The organism is Pseudomonas sp. TE3899, from assembly GCF_056279105.1.
On the sequence record NZ_JBWBQR010000001.1, the window covers coordinates 4559273 to 4576140 of the forward strand.

Annotated in this window: 12 protein-coding genes and 1 pseudogene; 3 read left to right on the plus strand and 10 right to left on the minus strand. The window is 61.9% G+C overall.

Annotated features, from left to right (window positions below; genetic code table 11):
- Nucleotides 1-63 precede the first annotated feature (63 nt).
- The 4 genes from ACZ89E_RS20740 to hutC form a co-directional block, all read right to left on the minus strand.
- Complete coding sequence (locus ACZ89E_RS20740; RefSeq protein ID WP_476256356.1) at nucleotides 64-1536, minus strand: purine-cytosine permease family protein; 1473 nt, start codon at nucleotides 1534-1536, stop codon at nucleotides 64-66.
- 147 nt (nucleotides 1537-1683) lie between these two features.
- The gene (hutU, locus tag ACZ89E_RS20745; RefSeq protein ID WP_149659128.1) at nucleotides 1684-3381 is read right to left on the minus strand and encodes a urocanate hydratase; all 1698 of its coding nucleotides are present in this window, start codon (nucleotides 3379-3381) and stop codon (nucleotides 1684-1686) included.
- A gap of 488 nt (nucleotides 3382-3869) precedes the next feature.
- Nucleotides 3870-4439, minus strand: a complete 570-nt coding sequence (locus ACZ89E_RS20750; RefSeq protein WP_149659126.1) for a HutD/Ves family protein — start codon at nucleotides 4437-4439, stop codon at nucleotides 3870-3872.
- Nucleotides 4436-5146, minus strand: coding sequence for a histidine utilization repressor (gene hutC / locus ACZ89E_RS20755; protein ID WP_154505298.1), 711 nt, complete (start codon nucleotides 5144-5146; stop codon nucleotides 4436-4438). Before hutC ends, ACZ89E_RS20750 begins: the two co-directional genes overlap by 4 nt.
- 146 nt (nucleotides 5147-5292) lie before the next feature.
- On the opposite strand from hutC, the gene ACZ89E_RS20760 reads away from it, so the two are divergent.
- On the plus strand, nucleotides 5293-6657 hold the full coding sequence (locus ACZ89E_RS20760) for a formimidoylglutamate deiminase (protein WP_476256357.1): 1365 nt from the start codon (nucleotides 5293-5295) through the stop codon (nucleotides 6655-6657).
- A gap of 133 nt (nucleotides 6658-6790) precedes the next feature.
- Here the strand turns inward: ACZ89E_RS20760 and ACZ89E_RS20765 are convergent, their stop codons facing one another.
- Together ACZ89E_RS20765 and ACZ89E_RS20770 are read right to left on the minus strand one after the other, a co-directional pair.
- Complete coding sequence (locus tag ACZ89E_RS20765) at nucleotides 6791-7360, minus strand: lipocalin family protein (protein ID WP_149659124.1); 570 nt, start codon at nucleotides 7358-7360, stop codon at nucleotides 6791-6793.
- A 31-nt stretch (nucleotides 7361-7391) separates the two neighbouring features.
- Entirely contained in the window at nucleotides 7392-7646 is a 255-nt protein-coding gene (locus tag ACZ89E_RS20770) for an outer membrane protein assembly factor BamE (RefSeq protein ID WP_149659123.1), read from the minus strand.
- A 297-nt stretch (nucleotides 7647-7943) separates the two neighbouring features.
- Between ACZ89E_RS20770 and ACZ89E_RS20775 the strand changes: the two are divergent.
- A pseudogene (locus ACZ89E_RS20775) lies at nucleotides 7944-8966 on the plus strand (HAMP domain-containing protein); the annotation flags it as partial.
- Between the two features lie 93 nt (nucleotides 8967-9059).
- Complete coding sequence (locus ACZ89E_RS20780; RefSeq protein WP_371927683.1) at nucleotides 9060-9824, plus strand: methyl-accepting chemotaxis protein; 765 nt, start codon at nucleotides 9060-9062, stop codon at nucleotides 9822-9824.
- A 125-nt stretch (nucleotides 9825-9949) separates the two neighbouring features.
- Here ACZ89E_RS20780 and ACZ89E_RS20785 read toward each other — a convergent pair whose 3' ends face one another.
- The 4 genes from ACZ89E_RS20785 to ACZ89E_RS20800 form a co-directional block, all read right to left on the minus strand.
- Entirely contained in the window at nucleotides 9950-10552 is a 603-nt protein-coding gene (locus ACZ89E_RS20785; RefSeq protein WP_476256358.1) for a DUF924 family protein, read from the minus strand.
- A 3-nt stretch (nucleotides 10553-10555) separates the two neighbouring features.
- Nucleotides 10556-11566, minus strand: coding sequence for a class 1 fructose-bisphosphatase (locus ACZ89E_RS20790; protein ID WP_149659120.1), 1011 nt, complete (start codon nucleotides 11564-11566; stop codon nucleotides 10556-10558).
- A 286-nt stretch (nucleotides 11567-11852) separates the two neighbouring features.
- Nucleotides 11853-13226 carry a DUF3999 domain-containing protein gene (locus ACZ89E_RS20795; RefSeq protein WP_476256359.1) on the minus strand — a complete coding sequence of 458 codons (1374 nt, stop codon included), beginning with the start codon at nucleotides 13224-13226 and terminating at the stop codon, nucleotides 11853-11855.
- Complete coding sequence (locus ACZ89E_RS20800) at nucleotides 13223-16849, minus strand: DUF2339 domain-containing protein (protein WP_476256360.1); 3627 nt, start codon at nucleotides 16847-16849, stop codon at nucleotides 13223-13225. Before ACZ89E_RS20800 ends, ACZ89E_RS20795 begins: the two co-directional genes overlap by 4 nt.
- Nucleotides 16850-16868 lie beyond the last annotated feature (19 nt).

The window sequence follows — 16868 nt, forward strand, 5'->3', positions numbered from 1 at the left end:
ACGCTCCTAATCATGAGTTGGCTTACGGCAGTCAAGAGGCATCCAAGCCCTGTCCACATCCCGTCAGGCCTGCGCCGCAGCGCGACCGGCCCCGCTTTTTATAGGTGCTGCATCGCTGTCCTGCTCGACTGGCAGAATCAGGTGATCAGGTACTGCGCTGTGCCATTTTTTCGCGCACACGTAATACAGCGCGGCGGGAATCACCAGGCCGATGATCCAGGAAATATCCACATCACCCAGGGCCGCGACCAGCGGACCGGTGTAGAACTTGGTGGAGATGAACGGCAATTGCACCAGCACACCGAAGACATAGACGCTGATGCCAAGGATGTTCCAACGGCCGTAGCGACCGTTCGGATCGGCCAGCGCCGGTACGTCATAGCGCTCGCGGGTGATGCAGTAGTAGTCCACCAGGTTGATCGCGCTCCAGGGCGTAAAGAACGCGAGCAGGAACAGGATGAAGGACTTGAACGCACCGAGGAACGAGTGCTGACCGAGCAACGCCATCAGGGTCGCGGCACCGACGATCACCAGCACGAAGACCAGACGCTGCAAGCGCGATACTTTCAGATCACCACGGAAGCCGCTGATGACGGTCGCAATGCACATGAAGCTGCCGTAGGAGTTCAGCGTGGAGATGGTGACCTTGCCAAATGCGATGCTGAAATACAGCAGCGCCGCGGTGGCACCGGTACCGCCCAGGCCCACGATGTAGGCGACTTCGTGGCCGGCGAATTGGCCGTTGGCCGATGCGGCAGCGAACACGCCGAGGACCATCGCAACCTGCGCACCAATGACCGAACCTGCGCCTGCGGCGAAAAAGGTTTTCACCGAGGACGTCTTGCTCGGCAGGTAGCGAGAGTAGTCAGCCACATAAGGGCCGAAGGCGATCTGCCAGGACGCCGCGAGCGATACCGCGAGCAAGAAACTGCTCCAGCTGAAGTGGCGGATTTGCAACAGTGCGCCAACATCAACCTGGCTCATCAGACGGCTGAACAGATAAACAAAAGCAATCACACCAATGACACTGGCAATACGGCCGATCCAATGGATCACTCGATAACCGAGTACCGTGACCAGCACGATGACACTGGCGAAAAGAAGAATGCCGGCGCTGTCGCTGACGCCAAACAACTGGCCCAGCGCCTGGCCGGACAGCACGGTTCCGGTTGCGGTGAAACCGAGGTACATCAAGCACACCAGCACGATCGGAATCGCGGCGCCATACACGCCAAACTGCACCCGGCTGGAGATCATCTGCGGCAGGCCAAGCTTCGGTCCTTGCGCCGCATGCAACGCCATCACACCGCCGCCGAGCAATTGGCCGATCAGCAAACCGATCAACGACCAGAACACGTCACCGCCCAACACCACGGCCAAGGCCCCGGTGACAATCGCAGTGATTTGCAGGTTGGCACCCATCCACAGGGTGAACTGGCTTAACAGACGACCGTGTCTTTCCGCTTCCGGGATGTAGTCGATCGAACGTTTCTCGATCAACGGTTTGTTGCTTGCACGATCGGTGTTAACAGCCATGATTCAACCTCTGTGGATTGTTGTCGGTGTTAGTGGAATCCCTGTAGGAGCGAGGCTTGCCCGCGAAGAATGCACCGCGGTGTGTCAGTTATGACGCCTTCGCGGGCAAGCCTCGCTCCTACAGGTATTGCGTTAAGCCAGCCCGTTTTATTTGCCGGTAATCATCGGCAAATTCAGGCCCTGTTCCTTGGCGCAGTCGATCGCGATCTGGTAACCCGCATCGGCGTGACGCATCACGCCGGTCGCCGGGTCGTTGTGCAGCACGCGGGCAATACGCTCGGCCGCTTCGTCGGTACCGTCGCAGACAATCACCATGCCCGAGTGCTGGGAGAAGCCCATGCCGACGCCGCCGCCGTGGTGCAGGGAAACCCAGGTCGCGCCGCTCGCGGTGTTCAGCAGAGCGTTGAGCAGTGGCCAGTCGGACACAGCGTCGGAACCGTCCTGCATCGACTCGGTTTCGCGGTTCGGGCTGGCCACCGAACCGGAGTCCAGGTGGTCGCGACCGATCACGATTGGCGCGGACAATTCACCGCTACGCACCATTTCGTTGAACGCCAGGCCAAGCTTGGCACGCAGGCCCAGGCCAACCCAGCAGATACGTGCCGGCAGACCCTGGAAGCTGATGCGCTCGCGGGCCATGTCCAACCAGTTGTGCAGGTGGGCATCGTCCGGGATCAGTTCTTTGACCTTGGCGTCGGTTTTGTAGATGTCTTCAGCGTTGCCAGACAGTGCAGCCCAACGGAATGGACCGATGCCACGGCAGAACAGCGGACGGATGTACGCCGGTACGAAGCCTGGGAAGTCGAAGGCGTTCTCGACGCCTTCTTCCTGGGCCATCTGACGGATGTTGTTGCCGTAGTCGAAGGTCGGAATGCCCATTTTCTGGAAGTCGAGCATCGCTCTGACGTGCACGGCCATGGATTGCTTGGCTGCTTTGACGACAGCGGCTGGCTCGGTCTTGGCGCGAGCGCGGTACTCTTCCCAGGTCCAGCCGGCTGGCAGGTAACCGTTGAGCGGGTCGTGGGCGCTGGTCTGGTCGGTGACCATGTCCGGGCGCACGCCGCGCTTGACCAGTTCCGGCAGGATTTCCGCCGCGTTGCCCAGCAGCGCGATGGAGATCGCCTTGCCTTCTTTGGTGTATTTCTCGATGCGGGCCAGGGCGTCGTCGAGGTCTTTGGCTTGCTCGTCGACGTAACGGCTGTTGAGGCGGAAATCGATGCTGACCTGCTGGCATTCGATGTTCAGCGAGCAGGCGCCGGCCAAGGTAGCAGCCAGAGGCTGAGCGCCACCCATGCCGCCGAGGCCGGCGGTCAGGACCCAACGACCTTTCAGGTCATCGTTGTAGTGTTGGCGACCGGCTTCGACGAAGGTTTCGTAGGTGCCCTGGACGATGCCCTGGCTGCCGATGTAGATCCAGCTGCCGGCGGTCATCTGGCCGTACATGGCCAGGCCTTTGGCGTCGAGTTCGTTGAAGTGTTCCCAACTCGCCCAGTGCGGCACCAGGTTGGAGTTGGCGATCAGCACGCGCGGTGCATTGGTGTGGGTCTTGAACACGCCGACCGGCTTGCCGGATTGCACCAGCAGGGTCTCGTCGTCGTTCAGGTTGGTCAGGCTTTCGACGATTTTGTCGTAGCACTCCCAGTTACGCGCCGCACGCCCGATACCACCGTAAACCACCAGTTCTTTAGGGTTCTCGGCGACTTCCGGGTCGAGGTTGTTCATCAACATGCGCAGCGGCGCTTCAGTCAGCCAGCTCTTGGCGGTCAGCTTGTTACCGCGGGCAGCGCGGATTTCGACGTCACGATGCTTTGTGAAAGAAGCGGTCGTAGATTTATTGTCAGTCACGAAAAAGACTCCTCAGCGATCAATTCAAACCAACCCTGGCGGTGGGCAAGCCAGCCTGTGCGCGTCACAGCGCCACAAGCGAATCAGTGGACGCTGCGAGGAGTCTCGGTCGACTCATACGCATACGTCTTTACTTGTACATACAAGCATATGCAATCAAGCGGCCAACTTGTTGGATGGGCATTCAAGAAAAGTTTCTGGAGGACTGGAAAGCTTGTAGATCAAGGGTTTTGAGGATGATGAAATTTTTCGCGGGGATTTTGCGTGGGCGTGGCGGCTGTTACTTGAGCGTGGTTTTGCGCCACGCTGGGGCGTTCGGTAACAAAGTGGTGCGCTTCGGGGAACAGGAGGGACCGCTTTTTGTGGCGAGGGGGCTTGCCCCCGTTCGACTGCGCAGCAGTCGCAAAATTTGATGCGAACATCGAGGGCGGCTTCGCCACCCAACGGGGGCAAGCCCCCTCGCCACAGAGATGTTCTAAACAGTTGGATCAGCGGGCGATCAGTTCGATCACGCAGCATTGGCCGCTGACGCAGACTTCCAGCAGGCCGGTATTGCGGTCGAGTTGCAGGCAATCATGGCGCCCCAGTTGTGCGTCGCTGTTACCGACTTTCACTTCTAACGCCTCGGTGACACTGAACACCAGCACAGTCCCCGCCGAACTGAAAAACCGCTGCTCGCCCTCCAGCCACTGCAACCGCGCGCTATAGCGCTGCGGTGCATAAATCAGGTTGAAATCGCGAATCGGTCCGCCGAGCAAGGTGCACGACACCTGACTCTCGCCGCTGAAGGCAAACGGGTCCAGCGGTAACAACGGCCGTGTGTCCTGGCCGTCAACGCGCAGGGTCATGCCGTCGCCTTGCAGCACGGTAATCACCCGCTCGTAGCCGGCGAATGTCGAGAAGCCGCCCGACTCACCAATATCGGCAATCGACAGGCGCCAGCCGAAACCATCAAGGCCGGTACCCGCATCGCGGGTGATTTCTTCCGTGCTGCCGCCGCCGTTTTTCCACGGCATGCGCGGGTAATCTTTGGCGCGTAAAACTTTCATCTCACTCATTTATGGAACCGACCTTCCAGACGATGACGGGAACCGGGGTGGATCAAACGGGCGGCGGTCACGGGCTGGCGGCCGGACCAGGTGCGGCGGCGGATCAGCAGGCACGGCTCGCCCTTTTCAATCTGTAGCAACTTGCACTCGGACGCCTCGGCGAGAATCGCCTCGACCACGTGCTCGCCTTCGGTCAGCGGCGCAACCTGGTTCAAATAGGCGTAAGGCGTTTGCAGGGTGAAGTCCTGCTTGAGGTAATCCGGGGCGACCAGCGCGTTGACGAAACGGTCTTCGATTTGCACCGGGATATCGTTCTCGAAATGCACGATCAACGAGTGGAACACCCGTTGCCCTTCGCGCATGTCCAGGGCCAACGCGCGCTCGGAACCGGCGGCCTCTTCTTCGAGGGTGATGACCTTACAAGTGTGACGATGGCCACGGGAGGCGATTTCGTCGGCGATGTTGTGCACTTCAAACAGCGCGGACTGGCTTTTCGGCTCGGCGACGAAGGTGCCGACACCTTGCATGCGCACCAGCAGGCCGTCGGCGGTCATCTCGCGCAGGGCGCGGTTGATGGTCATGCGGCTGAAACCCAGTTGGCTGACCAGCTCGCTTTCCGACGGAACGCGGTAGTGCGGCGGCCAGTTTCCACTGTCGATTTGCTGGGTGATCATCTGTTTGACGCGGGCGTACAAGGGCGCCGGACTGTCGCCCATGTTCGCGGCCAACGGTGACACTGCAGGCGGAGTCGGCACGGTTAATCCTTGTTCGTTTGATAAGGGTTGCTAGCTTGCCGGAGTTTACCGAGCAGGCAAACGTCTGTATATGTATATACAAATAACACACGATGGGGTGCTGAACCATGTCCGCCTTCTTTGCCGAACGCGCGCTGCTGCCTAGTGGATGGGCCAACAATGTACGTCTTGAGGTCAGCGCCGACGGCGTATTGACCCATATCCAGGCCGATTCCAATGCAGATGGCGCCGAACGGCTAAGCGGTCCGCTGCTGCCGGGGATGCCCAATCTGCACTCCCACGCCTTCCAACGGGCGATGGCCGGATTGGCCGAAGTGGCGGGTAATCCGAACGACAGTTTCTGGACCTGGCGCGACTTGATGTATCGCCTCGTCGGAAAAGTCAGCCCCGACCAACTCGGCGTCATCGCCCGTCAGCTGTACATCGAAATGCTCAAGGCCGGTTACACCTCGGTCGCGGAATTTCATTACGTGCACCACGACACCAATGGCCAGCCTTACGCCGACCCCGCCGAACTGGCGCTGCGCATCAGCCAGGCCGCCAGCTCGGCCGGCATCGGTTTGACCTTGCTGCCGGTGCTCTACAGCCATTCCGGTTTCGGCGGCCAGGCCCCGAACGACGGTCAGCGCCGGTTTATCAACAGCACCGAAAACTACCTCACGCTTCAGTCGCGCTTGCAGCCGATCCTGGCGCAGCAACCGGCGCAGTCGCTGGGGCTGTGTTTCCACTCGTTACGCGCCGTCACGCCGCAGCAGATCAGCGACGTGCTGGCCGCCAGCGACAAGCAGTGCCCGGTGCACATTCACATCGCCGAACAGCAGAAGGAAGTCGATGACTGCCTGAGCTGGAGCGGTCGTCGCCCACTGCAATGGCTGTACGAAAACACCGAAGTCGATCAGCGCTGGTGCCTGGTCCACGCGACCCACGCCAACCCGGAAGAAGTCACGCTGATGGCCAAGAGTCGCGCCATCGCCGGCCTGTGCCTGACCACCGAGGCCAACCTCGGCGACGGGATTTTCCCGGCGGTGGACTTCCTCGCTCAGGGCGGGCGCATGGGCATCGGTTCCGACAGCCATGTGTCGTTGAGCGTGGTGGAAGAATTGCGTTGGCTGGAATACGGCCAGCGGTTGCGGGATCAGCGGCGCAATCGCTTGTATGGCGCGGATCAGCCGATGGTCGGCCGCACGCTGTACGACGCGGCGCTGGATGGCGGTGCTCAGGCGTTGGGGCAGCCGATCGGCGCACTGGAAGTCGGCAAGCGTGCGGATTGGCTGGTGCTCGACGGCAACGATCCGTACCTGGCGACAGCCAGTGGCGACGGGATTCTGAATCGCTGGCTGTTTGCTGGCGGCGATCGCCAGGTGCGCGATGTGCTGGTCAACGGCCAGTGGGTTGTGCGGGATGGGCGTCATGCCGGCGAAGAAGAAAGCAGCCGCGCGTTCACCCAGGTCCTGCGCGATCTTCTCGGATAATCCCTGACCGATCATTCCCACGCTCTGCGTGGGAATGCAGCCGGGACGCTCCGCGTCCCATTCCAAAGCCGAACGCGGAGCGTCCGTTGAGGCATTACCACGCAGAGCGTGGGAACGATCAGTAGCCGAGTGATCAGTTCGAGGTCTTGGCCATCTTCGTATCCGACGCTCGCCAGATCAGCCGCGTCGTGTCGTAACCCTGCTGCCGCGCCTTGCTCAGCAGTTCTTCACGCACCACACCGTTGACGGTCGGGGTCCGTGACAGCAGCCACAGGTACTTGCGGCTCGGGTCGCCAACAATAGCGGTCTTGTAGTCGTCGCTGACGTACAGCACCCAGTATTCGCCCTTCGCCACACCCGGAATCAAACGCGAAAACCAGTTATCGAACTGGACCCACAGTTTGTCGGTCTTGCCCGGCACCTGCGGCCAGGCCGTGCCTTTGGCTTCTTCCCACTGCCAATCCGGGGTCAGGCAGCGGTTGAGCACCGCCACATTACCGTCAGGCAAGAGCGTGTAATGCGCTTCGGATTGCGCGCAATTGCGCTGGAAATACATCGGCAGCCGGGCCAACTCGTACCAGGTCCCCTGGTATTTCTTGAGATTGACGCTGTTGGCTGTCTTGGGTGCCAACGGATCTACGCCAGAAGAGGCGCAGCCGGCCAATACCAGGCCGGCAAAAAGTACTATCAATAACCGCTTCATTGTTTTTCTCCCGCGGGCGCGTAGCCCCGGTTTACTTCAGGCCTTGGCCAGAAAACATCAGCACTTTGTCACCGGCGTACTGCACGCTGATAAAGCTGTTTTTGTCGCCCCAGGTGCAACTGGACATCCCAAGCGCGCCCGAGCAATCGGCGGGTTTGCCCAGCAAGGTTTCAACCTCGGCCTTGGGCATGCCGGCCGACAGCTTGGAGTAGTTCTCTTGATTGACCTTGCTGCACGCGACCAACAACACGCAGAACGAGAGCAAGGCGAAAGATCGCAGCGACATGGTGTAGCTCCTGGGGCGAAGGGGGAATGGCATGGCTGCCAAGCTGAAGCTTAGAAGAGAAAACCCCCATCTGGTTCCCCGACTGCCCGGCTATTTGTTGGGCCGCTCGTCTGCCTTTCGCCGATAAATCAGCGACTTTCTCGCGCCGTTGGGCAATTCGTCGGTTTTTGCTGAATAACGCCTAATCTTTGGCGTTGGTCAGTCGAAATAGAGGCAGCGCAAAGCCCGCTACTGTGGCAAATTGCCGCTCCCTCGTTGACCAGCCCTTTTGCGGTAGTTCACCTAATGACCAGAAACATGAAGTTCAGCCACAAGATTTTGTTGGCTGCCGCCCTCGTAGTGGCCGTTGCATTCGCCTGTTTCATCCTCTTCAACGACTACCGCCAGCGCCAGACCCTGCGCAGCAGTACCGAATCCTCGATGCAGGAACTCGGTAGCCTTACCACCAGCAACATCCAGACCTGGCTGGAAGCGCGCATCCAGTTGCTGCAATCGCTGTCGCAACAGATCGCCGTGGACGGCAGCGCCCCGGCCAGCCTGAAACGCGCCATCGACCTGCCGGCCTACACCGGCAACTTCCAGTTGAGCTACTTCGGCAGCACCGAAGGCGTGATGACCTCGATCCCGGCGGGCAACCGCGCCGCCGACTACGACCCTCGCGCCCGTGGCTGGTACAAGGCGGCCGACAGCGCGCGGCAAACCATCGTTACCGAACCCTACATCGCTGCGTCGTCGGGCAAACTGGTGATCACCGTCGCCACGCCGGTGCAGCACGAGAACAAGATGATCGGCGTCGCCGGCGCGGACATTGATCTGTCCAGCGTCAGCGCGATCATCAACTCGCTGAACTTCGGCGGTCACGGCCATGCCTTTATCGTCAGCGCCGACGGCAAGATACTGATCCACCCGGACAGTAAACTGGTGCTCAAAACCCTGGCCGAGGCCTACCCGAACGGTGCGCCACGGGTCAGCCCGGGCATGAAAGAAGTCGAGGTCGACGGCAAGTCGCAGTTCATCTCCTTCACCCACGTCAACGGCGTGCCGTCGGCGGATTGGTACGTGGCACTGGTGCTGGATCAGGACACCGCGTTCGCAATGCTCAGCGAATTCCGCACCTCGGCGATCATCGCCATGGTCATCGCCGTGGTGATCATCATCGCGCTGCTGGGCATGCTGATCAGCTTCCTGATGCAACCGCTGCTGACCATGGGCCGCGCGATGCATGACATCGCCGAGGGTGAAGGCGATCTGACCAAACGCCTGACCATCCACGGCCACGATGAATTCGGCGCCCTGGGTACCTCGTTCAACCGTTTTGTGGAGCGGATCCACACCTCGATCCGCGAAGTGGCCTCGGCCACCGGCCAGGTCAACGAAGTCGCCCTGCGCGTAGTGGCGGCGTCGAACTCGTCGATGTTCAACTCCGACCAGCAAGCCTCGCGCACCAGCAGCGTCGCCGCGGCGATCAACGAACTGGGGGCCGCCGCCCAGGAAATTGCGCAGAACGCCGCCCTCGCCTCCCAGCATTCGAGCGACGCTCGCGCCCTGGCCGAAGACGGTCAGCAAGTGGTGGATAAAACCATCGCCGCGATGCAGCAGCTGTCGGCGAAGATCAGCGATTCGTGCGGCAACATCGAAACGCTCAACAGCAACACGGTGAACATCGGGCAGATTCTGGAAGTGATCACCAGCATCTCCCAGCAAACCAACCTGTTGGCACTGAACGCCGCCATCGAAGCCGCCCGCGCCGGTGAAGCCGGACGCGGTTTCGCGGTCGTGGCCGACGAAGTGCGCAACCTCGCCCACCGCACCCAGGATTCGGCGCAGCAAGTGCAGAAGATGATCGAAGAACTGCAAGTCGGCGCCCGGGAAGCGGTCAGCACCATGACCGACAGCCAGCGCCAGAGCGAAAGCAGCGTCGGCATCGCCAACCAGGCCGGCGAACGCCTGGGCAGCGTGACCCAGCGCATCGGCGAAATCGACGGCATGAACCAATCCGTCGCCACCGCCACCGAAGAGCAGACCGCCGTGGTGGAATCGATCAACGTCGACATCACCGAAATCAACACCCTGAACCAGGAAGGGGTGGAGAACTTGCAGGCGACGTTGCGTGCGTGCTCGGACCTTGAACAGCAGGCGGCGCGGTTGAAGCAGTTGGTGGGTAGTTTCAGGATCTAGATCGTTCTTGCGGGCCCCTTCGCGGGCAAGCCTCGCTCCTACAGGATCAGCGCTGCATTTTGAACAGCGCGCCACCTGTAGGAGCGAGGCTTGCCCGCGAAGACGGCATCAGCCACAACAAAGAATCAGAACCTGGACCCAGGCCCCGAAAGAAACTCAATCTCCTCAGCCGTAGACTCGCGCCCCAACACCGCATTGCGATGGGGAAACCGTCCAAACCGCGCAATCACCTTCTGATGCCGCTCGGCATAGTCCAGGTTATCGGCGAACACCGCGCGATCCGCTTCTGGCTGTTCATCAACCAACGCGATAAACCGCGAAACCGCCTCATTCTGCACCGCCAAATTCTCGCAATGCTCAAACACCAGGTAGATGAATACCCGCTGGATCGGTCGTAACTGCCGATCAAAATCCGCAGCAATACCTTGCGCCACCAGGGCTTGGGCCCGGAGGTCACCGGAGAAGGATTTGGGGGTGTCGCGAAAGATCATTCGCGGGAGTTGGTCGAGGAGCAGCACCAAGGCCAGCCAACCTTCGGGGCGTTGCGCCCACTCGGTCAAACCGCCGGCCAGTGCCTGCTCGACCCAGTCCCCGAAACGCTCGCGCGCTTCGCGGTCCTGGCTATCGCGCTTGCCGAACCACAACTTGCCTCTGTCAGCCGCTATGTCGTTGGGGGATTCGAGGGTTCCGAACCACCATTCGAGCAACGGCTGCCAGGGCGCGGTCATGGTTTATTCCTTGTGGTAAGCCGTGACACGGGCGACTTCTTCTTTCGAGCCGAGGAACACCGCTACGCGCTGGTGCAGGCCATCGGGCTTGATGTCGAGGATGCGCTGGTGACCATCGGTGGACGCGCCGCCGGCCTGTTCGACCAGGAACGACATCGGGTTGGCTTCGTACATCAAACGCAGTTTGCCCGGCTTGGAGGGCTCGCGGCTGTCACGTGGGTACATGAACAGGCCACCACGGGTCAGGATGCGGTGCACATCGGCAACCATCGCGGCCACCCAGCGCATGTTGTAGTTCTTTTTCAGCGGGCCTTCATCGCCGGCCAGCAATTCGCTGACGTAGCGTTGAACCGGCGCTTCCCAGTGACGCTGGTTAGACGAGTTGATCGCGAATTCCTGAGTGGATTCCGGAATCTGGATGTCTTCGTGGGTCAGCACGAAGCTGCCCATTTCGCGGTCCAGGGTGAAGCCCTTCACGCCGTCGCCCAGAGTCAGTACCAGCATGGTTTGCGGGCCGTAGATGGCATAACCGGCGGCAACTTGCTCGGTACCTGGTTGCAGGAAGGCTTTTTCGTTCAGCGCTTCGTTCTGGCTCAGGTATTCGTTCGGGCAACGCAGCACCGAGAAGATGGTGCCGACCGGGGCGTTGATGTCGATGTTCGACGAACCGTCCAGCGGGTCGAAAACCAGCAGGTACGCGCCTTTCGGGTATTTGCCCGGGATCTGGTAGGCATTGTCCATTTCTTCGGACGCCATGCCGGCCAGGTGACCGCCCCATTCGTTGGCTTCGAGCAGGATCTCGTTGGAGATCACGTCGAGCTTCTTCTGCACTTCGCCTTGGACGTTTTCAGTGCCCATGCTGCCCAGAACACCACCGAGGGCGCCTTTGGACACGGCGTGGCTGATCTCTTTGCAAGCACGCGCCACCACTTCGATCAGGAAACGCAGATCGGCAGGGGTGTTATTGCTACGGGTCTGCTCAATCAAATAGCGACTCAGGGTAACGCGGGACATGGAAGGCTCCGGTGGAATGGGGGGCTAAAAACCCGCGCAGTTTAACGCGAGTCGGGGCGTATTTCCTCCTATCAGACGTGATACGCCCAATAGAGTTCATGTGCGGGGTTGAGCGTAGTTCGAAACCGACCAGATCAAATGGCGGTTTCAAGATTTTTGCTGACTCCAAGGACGCCATCGCGGGCAAGCCTTGCTCCTATGGTTTTGTGTCGTTCGCGGAAATTGGCACGACGCGAACCTGTAGGAGCGAGGCTTGCCCGCGAACGGCGCGCAGCGCCGGCCATTCTCAAGGTTTGACCGGCGGCTTGCGCAACAGACTGAACGCCATCACCGCCAAAAACAGCACACTGAGCAACAACACCGCCCACAACCCGAATTTCTTCCAGTGGGTGTCCGCCGTCGCCGCCGCCACCGCTGGGGGCGCGACCGTGACCACCGCCCCGCCCTCGACCGAGGCCTTGCCCAACGACGCAAACTTCGCCGCGCTGTAATCCGGAATCAACGTCGACAGCGGCAGGTTCGCCGTCTTCACCGTGGCATTGCCCAGCGCCAGGGTATACGGCCCGGCGCCACGGGCCAGGAACACCACTTGCGTCGAGCGCACCGCGAATTTCACGCTCGGCGCCTCAGCACCCAAGCCGCCACCGCGCTCGTCCACCGTCAGTTTCAATTGCTGCACGGTTTGCCCCGACAGCTGTAATTCGTTCTGCACCACGTCCTGACCATTCTGGTTCAGGCGATACAGCAAACCGCCACTGAGCGGCTGCCACGGCAGACTGCTCTCGCGGCGCCCGGACAAGGTCACTGGCGCCAGGCTGTTAGGCTGATTCAACTCGATCTGCACTCGCTCGAGATTCAGGCCCATCGGCAATTGCCAGGTGTATTCACCGGCCTTCGCGCTGCTGCCGGCCAAGGGTGGCGACCAGACCAACGGCAGCGGCAGGCTGCGGGTGCTGGCGCTTTCCAGTTGTGCGGAGGTCAAGGTAGGCGCCGATTGCGGGGCGTTCCACAGCAAACGCAGATAGCGTGCCGATTGCCCCGGCAGGCCGACTTCATGTTGCTCGACCCGCTCGTCGGCAAACGACAGCCGCGCCACCTGGCCTTCGCCCCACGACTGCCAGTGCTGCAAGTCGTCGCTGGCTTCGATGCTGAAACGCTGGAAACCTTCGCGCTCGCTGGTCCAGTCGAGGATCAACTGCTGCAACGGCGCCTTGATCCCGCTGGCATCGAGCAACCAGCCGCGCAACACTTCTTCGCCCGCCTCCAGTTGAGTCGACGGCTGCACTTCCACCAGCGTGCCGTTGGCGCTCGACTGCACCCGCACACTCGGCGCACGTTCGGTGGCATCTGCCGAGCTGTACAGCGGGAACCATTTCACGTCGGTGGTGGTACGGCTTTCGGCGGACTGCGCGGTTTCCCGGGCCAAGGCATAGGCCTGGGGCTCACCGGCCGCGTTGAACACGCGCACGTCGCTGAGATCGGTCTGTCGTGCGTTCAGTTGCACGCTCAGCGGCAGTTCGAGGCGATACCACGGCCCCTCGCCGCTCACGGACAACGGCACTTGGGTGCTGAAGTCCGACGGTTTTTCCAGGGCGCTGGCCGACATCGCCACGCCCAGCGCAACAGCGCCCAACCACCCCAGGTTCAGCTTCTGACTCAAGACGACACTCCTTCGGTTTCAGGGGCCGGTTTTTCAGGCTCCGGCTCGGCTTCGGCGCGCTTGGGTGGCAACGGGGCGAAATAGCCCACCACCAACAGCAACACGCCCACGCCGATAAACGAGACGATCCGGGCGAGTCCGCCACGGTTACTCAATTCGACAAAGAACAGTTTGGCCACCACCAGCCCGATCAGCGCGGCACCGATCAGCCAGACCTCACGGCGATGGCGCAAATGGCCGCCGATCATCAAGCCCAGCGCCATCAAGGTCCAGACGATCGACAAACCGGCCTGCACCTGCATCGACACCAGCAGTTGATCCAGCTCGAATGGCACGCCGCCCCAATGGTGCGCGGTGCGCGTGACCACGGCGGAGAAAAACACGAACAACGAAGCCCCGGCGATCAGCTGCGTGGCGTTCTCGGCGTACACCTTCGGCAGGGCAAATTGCGTCACGGCGCTACGCGACCACACGTAAACCCCGAACAGCGCGAACAGCAGGCCCAATTCCAGCGGGTTGATCAGCGGCACGTACGGCAGCGGCTCGGCGGTGCCGTCGCTGACGCCGTTCGCCAGCCAGAACCAGCCCAGCATCAACAACGCCAACGGCGCCGCAGCGTAAACACGGTACTCGCGGGAATACGCCGACACCGGCCATGGCCACGCACGCGGCGCGGCAGCCAGCACCAGATACAGACTCGGCAGAATCGCCCAGCCCAACCAGCGCCAGGCGTTGTACTGCTCGGACAACAGCAGCAAGCCATAACGCAGCTCCAGGGCCAGCACACCGAGCAACAGCCAGCAGCCGAGCACATGGGCGGTGCTGAGGGCGCGTGCCGGCAGCATCGGCGCCAGGCGCCGCAGGGAGATGAAATGCACGACGAACACCGCCGCCCACACCAGCCAGCCGAAGTTGGCCGCCGGGTGATAACGCGACTGCCATGCGGCGACCAGCACCAGGCCCGCCGCCGGAATCAGCAAGGTGCAGAGCAAGCCCAGCGCCGACCATTTCAGGCGCAGCGCCAACACCGTCCACAGCGCCACACTCAGCGCCGCGACGGCCAGCAGCAAGGTCGCTTGCAGATTCAGCGGGGCAAAGCGCAGCACTTCGCTGAGCCACGCCAACGTCCACCAGCCCGCGCCCCACATCAGGAGCAATTCGGACAAGCGATTCAGGCTCAGCGCATCAAACGCCGACGCATGATTGCCCACTTGCAAGCGCCACGCACCGACCAACGCGGCCAGGCCGAGCACCAACGGTGTCCAGAAACCGCTATGCGCCAGCGGCTTCAAGCCTTCACTGGCCAGCGGCCCCAGAAGGTCCGGCCCGGCGAACAGGAACGCCGCGCCACCGATCACCTGCAACAGCAGGCCAAAGACAAAACTCACCCGCTGCTTGAGGTACAGACTCAGCCAGATGATGAACAACCCGCTGGCAGCCCACACCGCACTCGCGGTTTGCCACGGCAGCACGAACAGCACCGCGAGGTTGATCAGCACCAGACCCGCCAGCAGGATCACTGACAAGCCGCGCAGCAATCGAGGATCGTTGCGCACCATCTCGTCGCGAGCCGCCAGCAACATGCCGCCGATCAACGCCAGACCGATCAGCGAGGCGCTGAGCAATCCGCTCCAGCCCGCGCTGAGCACCGCCGCCGAATCGCCGCTCGCCCCTTTCAGCCGTAGCAGGAACAACGCGCCGCCGAGCAATTGCACGGCAAACGCGGTGAACAGGAACGTGCGCGATTGCAGGCGCAGGCCGACGAACAGCGTCGCCAGCCCGGCCAGCGCCCAACTGATCGCGGTGCCGTGGGTCAGGAAAAACAACGGCGCCAGCAGGTACAGGAAAGTCAGGCCCAGGCATGTCAACACCGGCAAGCCCTGGCGTTCCCAGGCGCAAGTCTGCTCCGGCGGGGCCTGGCGCAATTGGTAGAAACTGAACAGCAACGCCACGCCGAGCATCAGCGCGCCGAGCCAGGAACCGTCCAACAGGCTGCCTTCGCCGGGCTGCAATTCGCTGAGAAAGGCCAGCGCCGAGCCCAGTTGCAGCAGCAAGGCGAAAGCCCGGGCCAGCGGCCGTTGCTGACGCAGGCCGAGCCAGAAAATCCCCGCGCCTTCCACGGCCCAGGCGGCAGCGGTCCAGCGTGCGTCGAGGCCCAAGGGGATCGCGAGGCTGGTGAAGATCACGCCCAGCGCCAGACAAGTTTCCGCCAGCAGCAACGCGCGACCGCCCATCAGCAAGCGGGCCAGGCCCATGTAGAGCATGCCCAGCGCCAACGCACTGAACGCGGCGGCGAATTCCAGATGCTGGACCAACGCCAACTGCAAGCCGAAACCCACCAGCGGCGGCCCGAACAGCATCGTGCCGTCAACGTAATCGCCCTTGCGCGCCGACCAATGCAGCAACGCCTGACGGCTGTCGTCTTCCGGCGCGTCGGTCATCTCCAACAGCTTGCGCCGGGTAAACAGCAGGCCAATGCCCAGGTACATCAGGAAGAACAGAATCAGGAACGGTTCGGTGCTCCACAGCAGTTCCGGCGTGTAGGAGCGCACCCCCCAGGCGAAACCGATGCCGAAGGTGCCGACAAAACCGATCAGGTTGAGCGGACGCCAGGCCTTGAACCAGGCGATGGCGAGGATGCCGGTGTTGAGCAGCGCGAAGTAGCTGAACAACGCGACGTGGTTACCGGAGCCGGTGGACGTCAGGATCGGCGCGGCGAAACCGCCCAGTGCAGCGACGCAGGCCAGGGCCAGGGAATCCTGGGTGATCGCCAGGATCGCCGAGAACACCGTCACCGCCACCAGCAAGCCCAAGGCTGCCGTTGGGTCGAGCAGCGGATGCAAGCGCATGGCGGCGAACACCGTCAGGTACAACACGGCAATCCCGGTGCCTTGCAACATCAGCGCGTATTGGCTGTTGCGATGGCGCAGCCACCAGCCCAGACCGAGCAAGCCCAGGGCACTGGCGGCAACCCCGGCGTAACGCATCTCGATCGGCACCACCATGCCTTCAGTGGCGTAGCGCAGCAGGAAGGCCAGACCGAGGAACAACAGCACCACGCCCACCCGCAGCACGGTGTTGCCGCCGAACAGCCAGTTGCGCGCGCCCATGATCGCGCGGTCGAACACATTAGGTTCGCGTGGGGCCGCCGGTTGACGCGGTTCACGGGCGACCGGCTCCGGGGTCCAGACATCGGCGGGCAGCGGACGGCTGGCCTCGGTGGGGGTGGCGGTGATCGATTGGAGTTCGGGCGGAAGTGTCCACACCAGTTCCGGGGATTGGGCGGGGGCTTTGACGGGGATGTCGAGGTGAACGTCGTCGAGGATGAATTCGGGGGTGGCGACGGGTTCGCTGACGTCAGCCTGAGCGGCTTCGGCTGGCGTGGCGTGCGGCGGCATGACGCCGGACGCCTCTAGCGTCCTGACCCGTTGCAGCAACGTATTGAGCGCAACCTGCGTCTGCTCAAGCAGTTGATGGTGCCGGGCCGCTTGCGCGTGCAAACGGGCAATGTGAATGGCCTGGCCAATGCCCAACCCGAGCAACCCGCCCAACAGCGCATCGCTGAGTGACTCATCGAGTACCCAGCCGAGCACCAAGCCAATCAGCATGAAAATCCATTGCATGGTCGATATCCCTAAGCGG

Excerpts from the sequence above, each read along its gene's own strand:
- ACZ89E_RS20740 (WP_476256356.1), bottom strand. The coding sequence starts at position 1,536 with ATGGCTGTTAACACCGATCGTGCAAGCAACAAACCGTTGATCGAGAAA.
- ACZ89E_RS20750 (WP_149659126.1), bottom strand. The coding sequence starts at position 4,439 with ATGAGTGAGATGAAAGTTTTACGCGCCAAAGATTACCCGCGCATGCCG.
- hutC (WP_154505298.1), bottom strand. The coding sequence starts at position 5,146 with ATGGGCGACAGTCCGGCGCCCTTGTACGCCCGCGTCAAACAGATGATC.
- ACZ89E_RS20760 (WP_476256357.1), top strand. The coding sequence starts at position 5,293 with ATGTCCGCCTTCTTTGCCGAACGCGCGCTGCTGCCTAGTGGATGGGCC.
- ACZ89E_RS20765 (WP_149659124.1), bottom strand. The coding sequence starts at position 7,360 with ATGAAGCGGTTATTGATAGTACTTTTTGCCGGCCTGGTATTGGCCGGC.
- ACZ89E_RS20770 (WP_149659123.1), bottom strand. The coding sequence starts at position 7,646 with ATGTCGCTGCGATCTTTCGCCTTGCTCTCGTTCTGCGTGTTGTTGGTC.
- ACZ89E_RS20780 (WP_371927683.1), top strand. The coding sequence starts at position 9,060 with ATGTTCAACTCCGACCAGCAAGCCTCGCGCACCAGCAGCGTCGCCGCG.
- ACZ89E_RS20785 (WP_476256358.1), bottom strand. The coding sequence starts at position 10,552 with ATGACCGCGCCCTGGCAGCCGTTGCTCGAATGGTGGTTCGGAACCCTC.
- ACZ89E_RS20790 (WP_149659120.1), bottom strand. The coding sequence starts at position 11,566 with ATGTCCCGCGTTACCCTGAGTCGCTATTTGATTGAGCAGACCCGTAGC.
- ACZ89E_RS20800 (WP_476256360.1), bottom strand. The coding sequence starts at position 16,849 with ATGCAATGGATTTTCATGCTGATTGGCTTGGTGCTCGGCTGGGTACTC.